The organism is Ideonella oryzae (assembly GCF_024055665.1).
GTDB classification, from domain to species: domain Bacteria; phylum Pseudomonadota; class Gammaproteobacteria; order Burkholderiales; family Burkholderiaceae_C; genus Ideonella; species Ideonella oryzae.
Genome location: NZ_JAMXMC010000005.1, coordinates 168,847 through 181,621 on the forward strand (window position 1 = coordinate 168,847; position 12,775 = coordinate 181,621).

The 12,775-nt window shown below is 70.8% G+C and carries 14 protein-coding genes; 5 read left to right on the plus strand and 9 right to left on the minus strand.

From position 1 onward, the window contains the following. The first annotated feature begins 5 nt into the window (after positions 1 to 5). Positions 6 to 443 (plus strand): hypothetical protein, encoded by a 438-nt coding sequence (locus tag M0L44_RS09620; RefSeq protein WP_252769507.1) that lies wholly within the window; start codon positions 6 to 8, stop codon positions 441 to 443. Between the two features lie 25 nt (positions 444 to 468). On the opposite strand, the gene M0L44_RS09625 is transcribed toward M0L44_RS09620, so the two are convergent. Further along, positions 469 to 1,023 carry a flavodoxin family protein gene (locus tag M0L44_RS09625; protein WP_252769508.1) on the minus strand — a complete coding sequence of 185 codons (555 nt, stop codon included), beginning with the start codon at positions 1,021 to 1,023 and terminating at the stop codon, positions 469 to 471. A 152-nt stretch (positions 1,024 to 1,175) separates the two neighbouring features. Here M0L44_RS09625 and M0L44_RS09630 point away from each other — a divergent pair, with 152 nt between their 5' ends. Then, positions 1,176 to 1,904, plus strand: coding sequence for a class I SAM-dependent methyltransferase (locus M0L44_RS09630; RefSeq protein ID WP_252769509.1), 729 nt, complete (start codon positions 1,176 to 1,178; stop codon positions 1,902 to 1,904). 19 nt (positions 1,905 to 1,923) lie between these two features. Here the strand turns inward: M0L44_RS09630 and M0L44_RS09635 are convergent, their stop codons facing one another. Beyond that, a complete protein-coding gene (locus M0L44_RS09635; RefSeq protein ID WP_252769510.1) occupies positions 1,924 to 2,829 on the minus strand; it encodes a DMT family transporter in 906 nt (301 codons plus the stop codon). A 73-nt stretch (positions 2,830 to 2,902) separates the two neighbouring features. Between M0L44_RS09635 and M0L44_RS09640 the strand changes: the two genes are divergently transcribed. Continuing rightward, positions 2,903 to 3,796, plus strand: coding sequence for a LysR substrate-binding domain-containing protein (locus tag M0L44_RS09640; RefSeq protein WP_252769511.1), 894 nt, complete (start codon positions 2,903 to 2,905; stop codon positions 3,794 to 3,796). A 12-nt stretch (positions 3,797 to 3,808) separates the two neighbouring features. Here the strand turns inward: M0L44_RS09640 and M0L44_RS09645 are convergent, their stop codons facing one another. The 5 genes from M0L44_RS09645 to M0L44_RS09665 all read right to left on the minus strand — a co-directional run bounded on the left by M0L44_RS09645 (position 3,809) and on the right by M0L44_RS09665 (position 8,637). Beyond that, positions 3,809 to 4,414 (minus strand): ATP-dependent Clp protease proteolytic subunit, encoded by a 606-nt coding sequence (locus M0L44_RS09645; protein ID WP_252769512.1) that lies wholly within the window; start codon positions 4,412 to 4,414, stop codon positions 3,809 to 3,811. A 64-nt stretch (positions 4,415 to 4,478) separates the two neighbouring features. Further along, a complete protein-coding gene (locus M0L44_RS09650) occupies positions 4,479 to 4,793 on the minus strand; it encodes a MerR family transcriptional regulator (protein ID WP_252769513.1) in 315 nt (104 codons plus the stop codon). Further along, on the minus strand, positions 4,790 to 5,761 hold the full coding sequence (locus M0L44_RS09655) for a DnaJ C-terminal domain-containing protein (protein ID WP_252769514.1): 972 nt from the start codon (positions 5,759 to 5,761) through the stop codon (positions 4,790 to 4,792). Before M0L44_RS09655 ends, M0L44_RS09650 begins: the two co-directional genes overlap by 4 nt. An 88-nt stretch (positions 5,762 to 5,849) precedes the next feature. After that, positions 5,850 to 6,461 (minus strand): response regulator transcription factor, encoded by a 612-nt coding sequence (locus M0L44_RS09660; RefSeq protein ID WP_252769515.1) that lies wholly within the window; start codon positions 6,459 to 6,461, stop codon positions 5,850 to 5,852. 16 nt (positions 6,462 to 6,477) lie between these two features. Then, a complete protein-coding gene (locus M0L44_RS09665) occupies positions 6,478 to 8,637 on the minus strand; it encodes a sensor histidine kinase (protein WP_252769516.1) in 2,160 nt (719 codons plus the stop codon). A 171-nt stretch (positions 8,638 to 8,808) separates the two neighbouring features. On the opposite strand from M0L44_RS09665, the gene M0L44_RS09670 reads away from it, so the two are divergent. Beyond that, positions 8,809 to 10,167: an MFS transporter gene (locus M0L44_RS09670; protein ID WP_252769517.1), complete on the plus strand. Its 1,359-nt coding sequence runs from the start codon at positions 8,809 to 8,811 to the stop codon at positions 10,165 to 10,167. An 80-nt stretch (positions 10,168 to 10,247) separates the two neighbouring features. Here M0L44_RS09670 and M0L44_RS09675 read toward each other — a convergent pair whose 3' ends face one another. Further along, complete coding sequence (locus M0L44_RS09675; protein WP_435526402.1) at positions 10,248 to 11,525, minus strand: hypothetical protein; 1,278 nt, start codon at positions 11,523 to 11,525, stop codon at positions 10,248 to 10,250. Positions 11,526 to 11,559: 34 nt separating this feature from the next. Beyond that, entirely contained in the window at positions 11,560 to 12,426 is an 867-nt protein-coding gene (locus M0L44_RS09680; RefSeq protein WP_252769518.1) for a creatininase family protein, read from the minus strand. Between the two features lie 117 nt (positions 12,427 to 12,543). On the opposite strand from M0L44_RS09680, the gene M0L44_RS09685 reads away from it, so the two are divergent. Then, positions 12,544 to 12,768: a hypothetical protein gene (locus tag M0L44_RS09685; protein WP_252769519.1), complete on the plus strand. Its 225-nt coding sequence runs from the start codon at positions 12,544 to 12,546 to the stop codon at positions 12,766 to 12,768. Positions 12,769 to 12,775 lie beyond the last annotated feature (7 nt).

The window sequence follows — 12,775 nt, forward strand, 5'->3', positions numbered from 1 at the left end:
CCGCGATGAAGAAACTCCTGCTTGTCCCGCTCGTCCTGGTCGCTCTGACGGTGCTGTCCCTCGTCTTCTTCTGGCACTGGAGCTATTCCACCGGGGATCGCGCCGGCTACCTGCAGAAGTTCTCGCACAAGGGCTGGATCTGCAAGACCTGGGAGGGCGAACTGGCCATGGTCACCCTGCCCGGCACGGTGTCCGAGAAGTTCCTCTTCACGGTGCACGACGAGCAGGTGGCCCAGGGCCTGCGCAAGGCCATGGGACAGCGGGTGGACCTGCAGTACGAGGAGAAGGTCGGCCTGCCGGGCTCCTGCTTTGGCGAAACCCGGCACTTCGTGGTCGGCTTCACCACCGACGGGCCGGTGGCTCCGGTGCCGGGCGCCGCCAATGGTGCCGCGCCGGCCGGCCTCCCGGCCAGCGGCACGGCGTCAGCAGCCGCCGCACCCTGAAGGCGCGACAGCCGCCGCGTCAGGATCAGCCGCGCAGCTTGGCGGTCACGGCGGCGATGCGCTCGCCGTAGAGCTTGGCGGTGGCCAGGTCACCCGAGGGAATTTCTTCCACGCTGGCGTCCGACGGCGACTGCACCAGCAGGCCGACCGAACCACCCAGGTTGTTCACGTCGGCGCGGGTGGCGGCCTTGCTGTTGGCCGGCAGCAGGCCCAGGCTGACCCAGATGCCGCCATGCTGCGAGGCCAGGGTCTGCAGCGCGATCAGCGAGACCTGCTTGTCGCCGTTGAAACTGGCGCTGTTGGTGAAACCGCCGAAGACCTTGTCCTTCCACGCCTGGGTGAACCAGGCCTTGGAGGATGCGTCGGCGAACTTCTTGAACTGCCAGCTCGGGCTGCCCATGTAGGTGGGTGCGCCGAAGACGATGGCGTCGGCGGCGGCCAGCGTGTCCCAGCCGCCTTCGGGCAGGTTGCCCTCGGCGTCAATGGCCAGCAGCTCGGCGCCGCTGCCGGCGGCCACGGCCTCGGCAACCTTCTTGGTGTGGCCGTAGCCGCTGTGGAAGACGATGACGATCTTGCTCATGAAAACTCCTGGTGGGGATGGATGCGAACGCCTGCGGCAGCGCACCCGGAAGGGGGGAATCTGTGGAACAGTCTAGGCAGGCCCGGCCGGTGCGGTGCGGGTCGCGCGTTGAAGCACGCATTCAAATTCCCTGAACTCGCCCCGCCCCCACGATGACCGCCTCTCCCACTGCCCTGCCGCCGATCCGCTCCGACCTGCTGGTCACCGATGAACTCGAGGTGCTGTCCACCCTGGTGCCGCTGGCGGGTCGGAAGATCGTCGAACTGGGCTGCGGCGCAGCCCGGCTGGCGCGCGACCTGCTGGCCCGCCACCCCGGCAGCCAGGTCACCGGCCTGGAGGTGGACCGCCTGCAGCATGACAAGAACCTGGCCGCAGCCCCCGTGGCCGGCCTGCAGTTCCTCAGCGCGGGCGCCCAGGCCATTCCGTTGCCCGACGAATGCTTCGACCTGGCGCTGATGCTCAAGTCCCTGCACCACGTGCCGGTGCACGACATGGGCACGGCACTGGCCGAGGTGGCCCGGGTGCTCAAGCCGGGCGGCCACCTCTATGTGTCGGAGCCGGTCTATGCCGGCCCGCTCAACCGCATCGTGCGGCTCTTCAACGACGAGGGGCCCGTGCGCACCGCCGCCCAGCACGCGCTGGACGAGGCCCTGACCACCGGCACCTGGGCCCAGGTGGCCGAACTGCGCTTCGACACGCCCGCCCACTTCGACAGCTTCGAGACCTTCGAAGCCCGCATGATGCGGCCCAGCTTCGCCCGCCACTACCTGGACGCGAACCGGGTGGCCGAGGTGCGCGCCGCCTTCCAACCCCATCTGGGGCCGGACGGTGCGAACTTCCTGCGGCCCATGCACGTACGCCTGCTGCAGCGGCGGGACTGAAGACCGATCGGTCTCAAGGTCATCGCCGCGCGGGTGCGGGCCGGCGCAGCACCAGGGCCATGCCCGCCACCAGGGGCAGCAGGCCCAGCACGTCCAGCGGATAGAGCCGCTCGCCCAGCAGCCCCACCGCCAGCGCGATGCTGAAGAAGGGGCTGAGCAGGTGGAAGCTGCTGGCCCGGCTGGCCCCGCCCTGGCGCACCAGCCACAGCAGGATCAGCGTGGTGCCCAGCGACACCGGCCCGGCCTGGTAGAGCAGACTGCCCCAGAAGGCCGCACCCCAGTGCACCTGCAGGCCCTCGGTGGCCCAGGCCAGCGGCAGCAGCACCAAGCCGCTGGCCAGCAGCTGGGCACAGGCCACCTGCCAGGGGTCTTCCCGCCCGGCCACGCCCTGGTTCAAGCGCGTGCCCAGCGCCAGGGCCAGTGTGCCCGCGGCGATCAGGCCCACCGCCCAGGGCGCCAGCCCGTCCAGGTGCAGGCGCTGGCCCATGATCAGCAGCACCGCGCCGAAAGCCAGCGCCAGGCCCCAGCCGGCCCGCGCGCCCAGGCGCTCGCGCCCCAGCCAGGCGCCCAGGGCCACCACCAGCAGCGGCGTGGTGCAGACGATGATGGCGGTCAGTGCCGCCGGCACATGCGTCATGCCGCTGTAGGCCAGGCCCAGGTAGACCGCGTTGCTGAGCAGCCCGGCCAGCACCGCCCGGCCCGAGACCCGCAGGCCACGCCGCTGCAGCGCCAGCATGATGGCCAGCCCCCCGCCCACCAAGGTGAAACGCAGCGACAGCAGGGTCAGCGGCCCGCAGGCCGTGAAGCCGATCTTGCCGGCGATGAAGGCCGAGGCCCACAGAAAGCTGAACAGCGTGCCGGCGGCCGCCAGGGCCCAGGGCGAAGGCCCGGGCCGACTCAAGGAAGGGGCGAGGGTGGTGTCCATGGACGACACCTTAGAGGCAGGTCCAACATTTTCAAAGTTGATATTTATCGACTCATCATTGATGATTCGAATGATGAACCCGCGACACCTGGACCTGGACCTGCTGCGCACCCTGGTGGCCATTGCCGACAGCGGCAGCTTCTCGACCGCGGCCGAGCGCCTGGGCCGCAGCCAGTCGGCTGTCAGCCTGCAGGTCAAGCGCCTGGAGGAACAGGTGGGCCAGCCCCTGCTGGACCGGGCCCAGGGCCGGCTCAACGGGCCGACCGAGGAAGGCCGCGCGCTGCTGGACTACGCCCGCCGTCTGCTGCGCCTGCACGACGAGGCCTGCAGTCTGTTCACCGCCCCCGGTGTGTCCGGCCACCTGCGGGTGGGCCTGCCCGAGGAGCTGATGGAAGACGCCTTCCCGGCCGTGCTGCAGGCTTTTGCCCAGGCCTGCCCGCGCGTCACGCTGAGCCTGCGCAGCGACCTGTCGGTGCGCCTGGGTCAGGCGCTGGAGGCCGGTGAGCTGGACCTGGCCATCGTCAAGCGGGTGGGCGCCGGGGCGCCGCAGCCGCCGGCCGGTCAGGGTGAATGGGTGTTGCGCCAAGAGGCCCTGGTCTGGTTCAGCGGCGAGGGCAGCGAGGCGGCCCACCAGCGGCCGCTGCCGCTGGCGGTGTTCCAGGAGGGTTGCGTGTTCCGGGTGGCGGGCCTGGCCGCGCTGGCCCAGGCCGGCATCGAGCCGGCGCTGCGCTTCACCGGCCACAGCGCCACCGGCATCCGCCACGCGGTGGCGGCCGGGCTGGCGGTCACCCCGCTGCTGCGGGGCATGGCCCAGCCGGGCCTGGTGGCGGTGCGCCAGGGCCTGCCGCCGCTGCCGGCCACCGCACTGGTGGCCCGCTGGCGTGGGGCCGAGCCGCTGGCCAGCGCCGCCCATCTGCTGGAGCTGCTGCAGCGCCAGCTCTGGGCACCGGCCGCGCTGCCCGCCTGAACGGCGGACGACTCAGCCCTGCAGCTGGGTCAGCTCGGCCTGGGTCTGGATCACGCGCGACACGATGCCGTAGCCGGTCGCCTCCTCGGCGTTCATCCAGAAATCGCGCTCGATGTCCTGCGCCACCTTGTCCAGCGGCTGGCCGGTCTGCTCGGCGATCACCTTGGCGATGCGGGCGCGGGTGCGGATGATCTGCTCGGCCTGGATGGCGATGTCGGTGGCCTGGCCGCCGGCGCCACCCGCGGGCTGGTGGATCAGGAAGCGGGTGTTGGGCAGGCACAGGCGGCGCTCTTTCGGCGCGGCCAGGTAGATGTGCGCCGCAGCGCTGCCCACCCAGCCGGTGCCCACGGCGTACACCGGCGCATTGACGAAGCGGATCATGTCGTGAATGGCGTCACCGGCCTCCACATGGCCGCCGGGCGAGCAGATCAGCACGGTGATCGGCTTGTCGGACTCCGTGGCCAGGGCCAGCAGGCGACGGCAGGTCAGCTGGGCCAGCTTCTCGTTGATCTCGCCGAACACCATCACGGTGCGCGACTTGCTGGTGAACTGGTCCTCCAGGCGGGTGCTGTCCTCGGGGGTGGCGGGCGTGTCCTTGGCGTCGGCCAGGCGGGTCATGGTCATCTCCTGTGGGGTGCGGGGGCGGCGGGCCAGCGGCGCGCCGATGGTCGGCATTGTGGGCTCATTGTGCGTCGGTCTCGGACGCGTCCTCCCAGCCCAGATGCTGCAGCCGAGCGCGCAACCGGGAGATCTCGGTTTCCAGGTCGGCCACCAGGGCGGCCAGCTCGGGCACGGCGTCGAAGTCGCGCTCCAGCGCGGCCATGCGGCAGGCCCGCTGCAGCATGGCCGCGTCGAAACATTCGGCGGCCTCGCCGGCCACCGCCTGCAGCAGGCCATTGCTCAGGCGCGAGCGCACCCAGTCGGGCGAGAGCGCCCCCACCCGGCAGAACTCGTCCAGGCTCAGCCAAGCCTCGAAGGTGGTGATGTGTCGGCTCATGTCGGTGTCTCCCCGCGCTCGGCCTCGGCCGTGGCCACCTTGCGCGCATCAAAGTCCGTCAGCTCCCGCGCCATCTGCTCGTAGAGCGCCCTGGCCCGCGGTTCCAGCCCGCTGGGCAGCACCACCTGCACCACCAGCTCCAGGTCGCCCGGTGTGGCGGAGGGCAGACCGCGCCCCCGCACCGTCAGGCGCCGCCCGGCCTGGGCGCCGGCCGGCACCCGCACCTTGAGCGTGTGGCCATCGGGCAGGGCCACCGGCACGACGGCGCCCAGCGCCGCCTCCCAGGGCGCCACCGGCAGCCGGCCCACCAGCACGCCGTTCTCCACCTGGAACTGCGGATGGGGCCGGAAGCCCACCTCCAGCAGCAGGTCGCCCGGTGGCTGACCCGGCCCGCCCTGCCCGGCCAGGCGGATGAACTGGCCCGGCCGCACGCCGCGCGGGATCTGCACCTCCAGCACGCGTTCGCGCATCTGCACCCGGCCCTGGGCATCCACCTCGGGGTGCTGCAAGGTCAGGTGGCGCAGGCCCCCGGTGAAGGCGTCCTCCAGGTCCAGCGCGATGCGGGCATGGCGGTCCTCGCCCCGGCCGCTGCCTGCAGGCCGGCGGGCCTGGTGGCGCGCGGCCCCGGCGCGGCCGAAGAGCTGCGAGAAGAAGTCGCTGAACTCGCCCGGGTCCATCTGCTCGAAGCCGCTGCCGGAAAACTCGTAGCCGCTGTCCCAGCCCGGCGGTGGTGTGAAGTGTTCGCCGCCCTCGTGGCCCTGGCCGACCTTGTCGTAGGCCGCCTTGCGCTCCGGGTCGGACAGCACCGCATAGGCCTCGTTGACGTCGCTCATGCGGGAAGCCGCGTCGGGCTCCTTGCTCACGTCGGGGTGGTACTTGCGGGCCAGTTGCCGGTAGGCCTTCTTGATGGCCTCCGGGCTGGCGTCACGCGCCACACCCAGCATCTGGTAGTAATCCTTGAATTCCACGCTGTGTGTCCTCTTCCCGCAGAGATGGCGGCCAGCGGCCGTCGCTTCAAGGGCCAGCTTGGCACAAGCCGGCCCCGCGCGCCACCCGTCAGGGCAGCACGGCCTCGAAACGGGCGATCCAGCGACCCAGTTCGTTGTCGTTGCCGATGCCCAGCTTGGCGAACAGGTTGGCCCGGTGCGTCTCGACCGAGCGCGGGCTGCATTCGGGCACCAGGGCGCGGGCGATGGCCTTGTTGGACCAGCCCAGCGCCACCCAGCGCGCCACCTCGCGCTCGCGCGGGGTCAGCCCGGCCCACAGGCCACGGGCCTGGGCGCGCTCGGCCGCCTCGGCCAGGGCCGGTGGCAGCTTGGCCAGCAGCGCGCCGGTGTCGGGCTTGACGACCCAGTCGAAGGCGCCCTGCTTGACGGCCGCCAGCGCGGTGGGAATGTCGCCATGGCCGGACAGGAACAGCACCACCTGCGGGCTGCGGGCCGCCCGCAGGGCCTCGAAGACCTGCAGGCCACTCAGGCCGCCCAGACGCAGGTCCAGGATGACGCAGCCCGGCTGCTGCGGGTCCACCGCAGCCAGGAAGTCCTCGCCACTCTCGAAGCCCTGCACCGCCAGGCCCTGCGGAAACAGCAGCATCACCAGCGAGCGGCGCACGGCCTCGTCGTCGTCGACGACATAGACGGGCAGCTGGACTTTCGGCGCGGCGGTCATGACAGGGATCTGAGCATCAGGGGGCCAGGGGCAGGCTGAATTCGAACACGGCGCCACCGCCCTCGCGCGGGTGCCAGTTCAGCGCACCGCCATGGGCCTCGGCGATGGTGCGGCAGATTTTGAGGCCCAGCCCCAACCCCTCGGCCTTGGTGGTGAAGAAGGGGGCAAAGAGCTGCTCTGCATGGGCCGGCGCCACGCCGGGGCCATGATCGGCCACGCTGAACAGCATCCGGGCGCCATCGGCCCGGGCGCTGAGCTCGATGCGTCGCCGCTCGGGCGGTTGCCCCTCCAGCGCCTGCAGGGCGTTGAGTACCAGGTTGAGCAGCAGTTGCTCGGCCAGCACGCGGTCGGCCAGCACCGGCGGCAGGCCGGCCGGCAGGGCCCGGCCGATGCGCACGCGCCGGGCGGTGATCTCGGGCTTGAGCCAGCCGAGCACGGTGTCCACCAGTTCATCCGCGCCGAAGCGCTCGGCCAGGCCGCTGCCCTGGCGCACCATGCCGCGGATGCGGCGCACAATCTCCGAGGCCCGCTGGGCCTGGGCCCGCACGTCCTGCAGACTCTGCACCAGCAGGTCGGGCGGCCCGCCCTGGGACAGCGCCTGCGCAGCGGCGGCGAAGTTGGACAGGGCCATCAGCGGCTGGTTGAGCTCGTGGGCCAGGGTGGAGGCCATCTCGCCCAGACTGGCCAGGCGACCCGCCCGCTGCAGCTGGGCCTCCTGGGCCCGCTGGCGCTCCTCGGCCCGCTTCTGCTCGGTGATGTCCACCACCGAGCTCATCCAGCCGCGCTGCACGCCGTCGGCATCGATCAGCGGCGCGGTGTAAACCATGGTGACCACGTCGTGCCCGGCCTTGTGCCGCACGCGGGACTCGAAGCCACTGCGCTCGGCCTGGCCGGCCAGCGAGGCGTTGCTGTCGCTCCAGTGCTTCTCCAGATCGTCCGGGTGCCAATAGGGGTACGGCGGGCGCTGGCCCAGCAGTTCCTCGGGTTCGTAGCCGGTCATCTGGCACAGGGCCCGGTTGACGTAGATGATGGTGCCGTCCAGGTCGCGTGCCCGCATGCCCACCAGCAGCGATTCCTCCATCGCATGGCGGAAGGCCTGGGCCTCCTGCAGCTCGCGGGTGCGGTCGGCCACGCGCTGCTCCAGCTCGCGCCGGGCACTGCGCTGCTCGGCATAGCGGCGCTCGCGCAGGCGCCAGTACAGCCCGCCCATCACCAGCAGCGCCATGGCCAGGGCCGCCATCGCCCAGGCCTGGTCGCGCACCTGCAGGATCTCGTCGCGGTCGGTCATCACGGCCAGCGTCCACCCATAGTCGGGCAGGGGCTGCGCCAGGGCCAGGAAGCTGCGGGACCGCCCATCGACGCGGGTGCGCAAGACGAAGGCCCCCTCGGCCTTGGCCGGCTGGGTCCGCCAGGGCATGGGGCTCAGCACCGTGCCATGGCCGTAGGCCTCGGTGTCGCGCAGGGCGGCCTCGTCGGCCGGCGTCAGCGCCCGGGTGGTGTGGTAGCGCCAGTCGGCATAGGTGGCCAGGAAGGCCACACCATGCTCGTCCAGCAGCAGCACCGGGTCGTGCGCACGGGCCCAGGTGGCGGCCACCTTGTCCAGCGACAGCTTGACGATCACGACACCCAGCACAGCCCCGTGCGCGCGGATGGCCTCGGCCACGAACAGGCCGGGGTGGCCGGTGGTCAGGCCCACCCCGTAGAACAGGCCGGTGCCGCCCTGCAGTGCGCGGGTGAAGTAGGGCCGGCGGGCGTAGTTGCGGCCGACGAAGCTCTCCGGCGTCCCCGCGTTGCTGGCCGCCAGCGCATTGCCGGCCGGGTCCATCACATAGACGGCCAGGGCGTCGGCCCGGCGGCCGATCTCGGCCAGATCCTCGTTCACCCGTTCGCGCAGGACGGCATCGCCCGGCGCCGCCAGCAGGGCCCGCACGGCCGGCTGGCGCCCCACCACGGCCGGCAGGTAGCTGTACTTGCCGATGACCCCGCGCAGGCCCAGGGCGTGCAACTCCTGCGCCGAATGCAGAGCGGCCAGACGCTGGTCTGTCTCGTGCCGCTCGGCCCACCAGCCGGCCAGCCACACCGGCACCGACGCCAACACCAGCAGCAGGACCCAGCGCCCCCAGCGGCGCTGGCGGAGCGGTGCGGTTGGAACGGCCGGGAACGCGGTGGCGGACATGGACACCCCGCATCTTGGCAGATGGGCGGCGGCAGGCGCCCTCCTCCGTAAATCTACGCAGAGTCCCCCGGGCGCGCTTGCGGATGCCCCGACGCCACCGACTCGACACACTCGAACCCAGGCACGGCCGCAGGGGCGGACGTGCGTTTGATGCACCGAGGAGACAAACCCATGCCCCCCGCCACCACCCTGAGCGCCGGCGCCGTGCCGGCGCCGTCCACCACCCCGGCCGCCGACGAGGCCATCTCGCTCAAGCGCCTGAAGGCCATCATCGTCGGCTCCATCGGCAACCTGGTCGAGTGGTACGACTTCTACGCCTATTCGGCCTTCGCGCTGTACTTCGCCTCGTCCTTCTTCCCGAAGGAGGACCCGACGGCCCAGATGCTGTCCACCGCGGGCATCTTCGCGCTGGGCTTCTTCATCCGTCCCATCGGCGGCCTGCTGTTCGGCTACATCGGCGACCACCTGGGCCGCCGCACCGCGCTGATGGCCTCGGTGCTGCTGATGTGCGGCGGCTCGCTGCTGATCGCCTGCTCGCCCACCTACGCCAGCGTGGGCGCCCTGGCTCCGGTGCTGCTGCTGCTGGCCCGCCTGCTGCAGGGCCTGAGCCTGGGCGGCGAGTACGGCTCCAGCGCCACCTACCTGTCGGAGATGGCCACCTCCAAGCACCGCGGCTTCTACGCCAGCTTCCAGTACGTCACGCTGATCGGCGGCCAGCTCACCGCCCTGGTGCTGCTGCTGGTGCTGCAGCACCTGCTGCTCACGCCCGAGGAGCTCAAGGCCTGGGGCTGGCGCATCCCCTTCTTCGTCGGCGCCGGCCTGGCCCTGACCGCGCTGTGGATGCGGCGCGACCTGCCGGAAACGGCGTCCTTCGAGAAGGCCAAGGCCCGCTCGGGCGGCCAGAAGATGGGCGGCCTGCGCCAGCTGATGCAGTACCCGCGCGAATGCGCCATCGTGGTCGGCCTGACCATGGGCGGCACGCTGGCCTTCTACGTCTACACCACCTACATGCAGAAGTTCCTGAAGCTGTCGGTGGGCCTGACGGACACCCAGACCACCGCCGTCTCGGCCGCCAGCCTGGTCTTCGCGCTGCTGCTGCAGCCGCTGTACGGCATGCTGTCGGACAAGATCGGCCGGCGCCCGCTGCTGGTGGGCTTCGCCCTGCTGGGCACCCTGCTGACGGTACCGCTGCTGACCGCCATCCAGCACGCCCAAGGTCCCTGGGAGGCCTTCGCGCTGATCGCCTGCGCCTGGCTGATCGTCTCGGGCTACACCTCGATCAACGCGGTGGTGAAGGCCGAGCTGTTCCCCGCAGCCATCCGCGCCACGGGCGTGGGCGTGCCCTACGCCTTCGCGGTCTCGGTGTTCGGCGGCACGGCCGAGTACATCGCCCTGTGGTTCAAGCAGGGCGGCCACGAATCGGGCTTCTACTGGTACGCCACCGCGGTGATCGGCTGCACCCTGCTGGTCAACCTCTTGATGCGCGACACCAAGAAGACCTCGGCCATCGACGCCGAACAGACGGCCTGATCCTTCCCGGCGCCTGAAAACAAAGGCCCGGCACCGTGAGGTGTCGGGCCTTTTTCATGGTCGTTTCAGCGAAGTGCCGCTCAGCGCAGGTTGCCGGTGTGGCCCAGCGAATAGCGGCCCGGCTGCGGCCAGACGGTCAGGCCATGCGGTTCCTGACCGACCTTGACCTTGTCCACCACACCGGTGCTGGTGTTGATGCGGTAGACCACGTCGTCGAAGCGGCCTGACAGCCACAGCCACTGGCCATCGGCGCTCACATTGCCCATGTCGGGGCTGCCACCACCGGGAATGGGCCACTGGGCCACGATCTTCTCGCTGGCGAAATCGACGACGGTGACGCTGCCAGCACCCTTGGGCTTGCCGTGGATCTTGTGCGAACCGCGGTTGGCCACGTAGAGCTTGCTGCCGTCGCGGCTGGGGTACAGACCGTGGGCGGCCACACCGGTGGCGATGAAGCCAACCTCGGTGAAGGTGGCGGCATCGATCACGTGCACGCCATCGGCCTCCATGTCGGCCACGTAGTAGCGCTTGCCATTGGGCGAGATGCGGATGTCCTGCGGCATGCCCTTCTGGGCCGAGCAGACCTCGCTGCCCGGCGGGCCACCGTCCACCGGACCGGCCGCCTTGAAACGGGTCGAAGGCATCTTCAGCTTCAGGTAGCCCAGCACCTGGCGGTTGACCAGGTCGATCCGGGCCACGCTGCCCTGGAACTCGCAGGTGAACAGGGCCTCGCGCCCGTCGATGGAGAAATCGGCGTGGTTGATGCCGCCGCACTGCGGCACGTCGATGCTGTACTGCATCGCCAGCGTCTTGGGGTCGCGGAAGTCCAGGCGGTGCCGGGCCTCGGCCACGACGATGGCGGACTTGCCGTCGGGCGTGAAGTACAGGTTGTAGGGATCGTCCACCTCGATCGACTCTCCCGGCTTGCCGGTGCGCGGGTCGATGGGGGTCAGGCTGCCGTCGGTGCGGCGCTCGGCATTGTTGGCCACCCAGAGGGTGCGCAGATCCCACGACGGCACGATGTGCTGCGGCCCGCGGCCCACCTTGAAGGTGTCGACCACCTTGAGCGTGGCCGGGTCGATGACCGACACGCTGTTGCCGCGCAGGTTGGGCACATAGACCCGCTGCAGATCGCCCTGCAGGGCCGGGCTGAGATGACCCGAAGCGGTTTCGCTGTAGAGGTTGGCCGGATTCACCACCCGTGGCATGCCGGGCACGGTGGCGGGCGTCGGCGCAGGTGTGGGCACCGCAGCAGGTGCGGCCGCATGGGCGTACAGGGCGGCCACGGCAGCGGTGGCACCGATCAGTGCGCCCGCCCAGCCCAGGCGGCGGCGTGTGGAGACGGTCGAGGAGATCAAGAGAAGGTCCTGGGAATGGAAACCGACCAACCGGTCAATGGGAAGGGGTGGAAGGAGACGGCAGCTGCGCGCGCAGCGCCGCCACCGAAGTGTCGATGATGTGGCGGATGCCGGGCTGACCCAGCGCAGAAGTGGCGCGCGCCGGCTGGCCCCGCACGCCATCCGCCCCATGGTCAACGCCGGCGGTGCGCAGACGGTCGACACGCACCAGCGAAGGATCGACCGCCATCATCAGCGCGGTGTCGGCCAGGCCGGCGTGCAGGCCGATCTCGGCGGTGGAGAAGCCCTGGGCCTTGAGCATGCCGTCGAAGTCCTCGGCGGCACGGTAGTACCCGGTCAGGGCGATCACGGCTGGCCCATCCGCACCACCCTTCCATTCCTTGTTCAGGCGATTCGCCACGGTCTCCAGGCTGTGCTGGTAGCCCCCGTGGTCGCCCAGGAAGACGACATGGCGAAAGCCATGCTGGTGGAAGCTGCGGGCCGTGCCTTCCAGCACGCCTTCGAAGACCGGGGTGGGAATGGAGATGGTGCCGGTGAAGCGCATGTGGCCCTGGGGCGGCGTGACCGTGCCCTCGGGCACATAGGCCAGCACCGGCGCCACCACGGCACGGCCCCAGGTCCGGGCGATCTCGCCGGCCAGGAAGTGGACCCGCACGTTGTGCTTGCCCAGCGCCATGTGCGGGCCGCTCTGCTCGGTGGCCCCGATGGGCACCAGCACCGTGTCCACGCCAGCCTGCTGACGCGCCTGGAGCTCGGTGGTGGTCAGGTCCGCCAGGTCCACCGACGCCGCGGGCCCGGTTGGGGGAGAGGCCGCCAGCACCTGGGAAAACCCCGCCCCCCAGAGCAAGGTGACAGACAGGCCACGCAGGAACCGACGCCGCGGAAAAGTGAACCAACGCATGGTGGGAATTGTCGCCGCCGCCGGGGGGTTCCTGACTCCGCCGCGGCCCCCACGCCACACCTGGTGCGCAGCTTGCACACCGGTGTGGGCCTGCAAACCCGTTCTTGCGGAGGCATCATGAGCCCAGTGGACCGTTTGATCGAACAGCACATCCTGGAGGCCGAATTGCGCCAGCGCCACATCGACGAGGCGATGGCGGCGACCGAGCCGGCCGCCCAAGCGGCAGGGGCACCACAGACCCCGGCATCCCCCCAGGCGCCGGCCCCTCAGGGGGCGCTCGAGGCGATCGGCACGGAACTGGAGAAGGCGCTGGCCGCCGTGATGGAGCCCGGCCACCGCTGAAACAGGG

Excerpts from the sequence above, each read along its gene's own strand:
- M0L44_RS09620 (WP_252769507.1), top strand. The coding sequence starts at position 6 with ATGAAGAAACTCCTGCTTGTCCCGCTCGTCCTGGTCGCTCTGACGGTG.
- M0L44_RS09625 (WP_252769508.1), bottom strand. The coding sequence starts at position 1,023 with ATGAGCAAGATCGTCATCGTCTTCCACAGCGGCTACGGCCACACCAAG.
- M0L44_RS09630 (WP_252769509.1), top strand. The coding sequence starts at position 1,176 with ATGACCGCCTCTCCCACTGCCCTGCCGCCGATCCGCTCCGACCTGCTG.
- M0L44_RS09635 (WP_252769510.1), bottom strand. The coding sequence starts at position 2,829 with ATGGACACCACCCTCGCCCCTTCCTTGAGTCGGCCCGGGCCTTCGCCC.
- M0L44_RS09640 (WP_252769511.1), top strand. The coding sequence starts at position 2,903 with ATGAACCCGCGACACCTGGACCTGGACCTGCTGCGCACCCTGGTGGCC.
- M0L44_RS09645 (WP_252769512.1), bottom strand. The coding sequence starts at position 4,414 with ATGACCCGCCTGGCCGACGCCAAGGACACGCCCGCCACCCCCGAGGAC.
- M0L44_RS09650 (WP_252769513.1), bottom strand. The coding sequence starts at position 4,793 with ATGAGCCGACACATCACCACCTTCGAGGCTTGGCTGAGCCTGGACGAG.
- M0L44_RS09660 (WP_252769515.1), bottom strand. The coding sequence starts at position 6,461 with ATGACCGCCGCGCCGAAAGTCCAGCTGCCCGTCTATGTCGTCGACGAC.
- M0L44_RS09665 (WP_252769516.1), bottom strand. The coding sequence starts at position 8,637 with ATGTCCGCCACCGCGTTCCCGGCCGTTCCAACCGCACCGCTCCGCCAG.
- M0L44_RS09670 (WP_252769517.1), top strand. The coding sequence starts at position 8,809 with ATGCCCCCCGCCACCACCCTGAGCGCCGGCGCCGTGCCGGCGCCGTCC.
- M0L44_RS09680 (WP_252769518.1), bottom strand. The coding sequence starts at position 12,426 with ATGCGTTGGTTCACTTTTCCGCGGCGTCGGTTCCTGCGTGGCCTGTCT.
- M0L44_RS09685 (WP_252769519.1), top strand. The coding sequence starts at position 12,544 with ATGAGCCCAGTGGACCGTTTGATCGAACAGCACATCCTGGAGGCCGAA.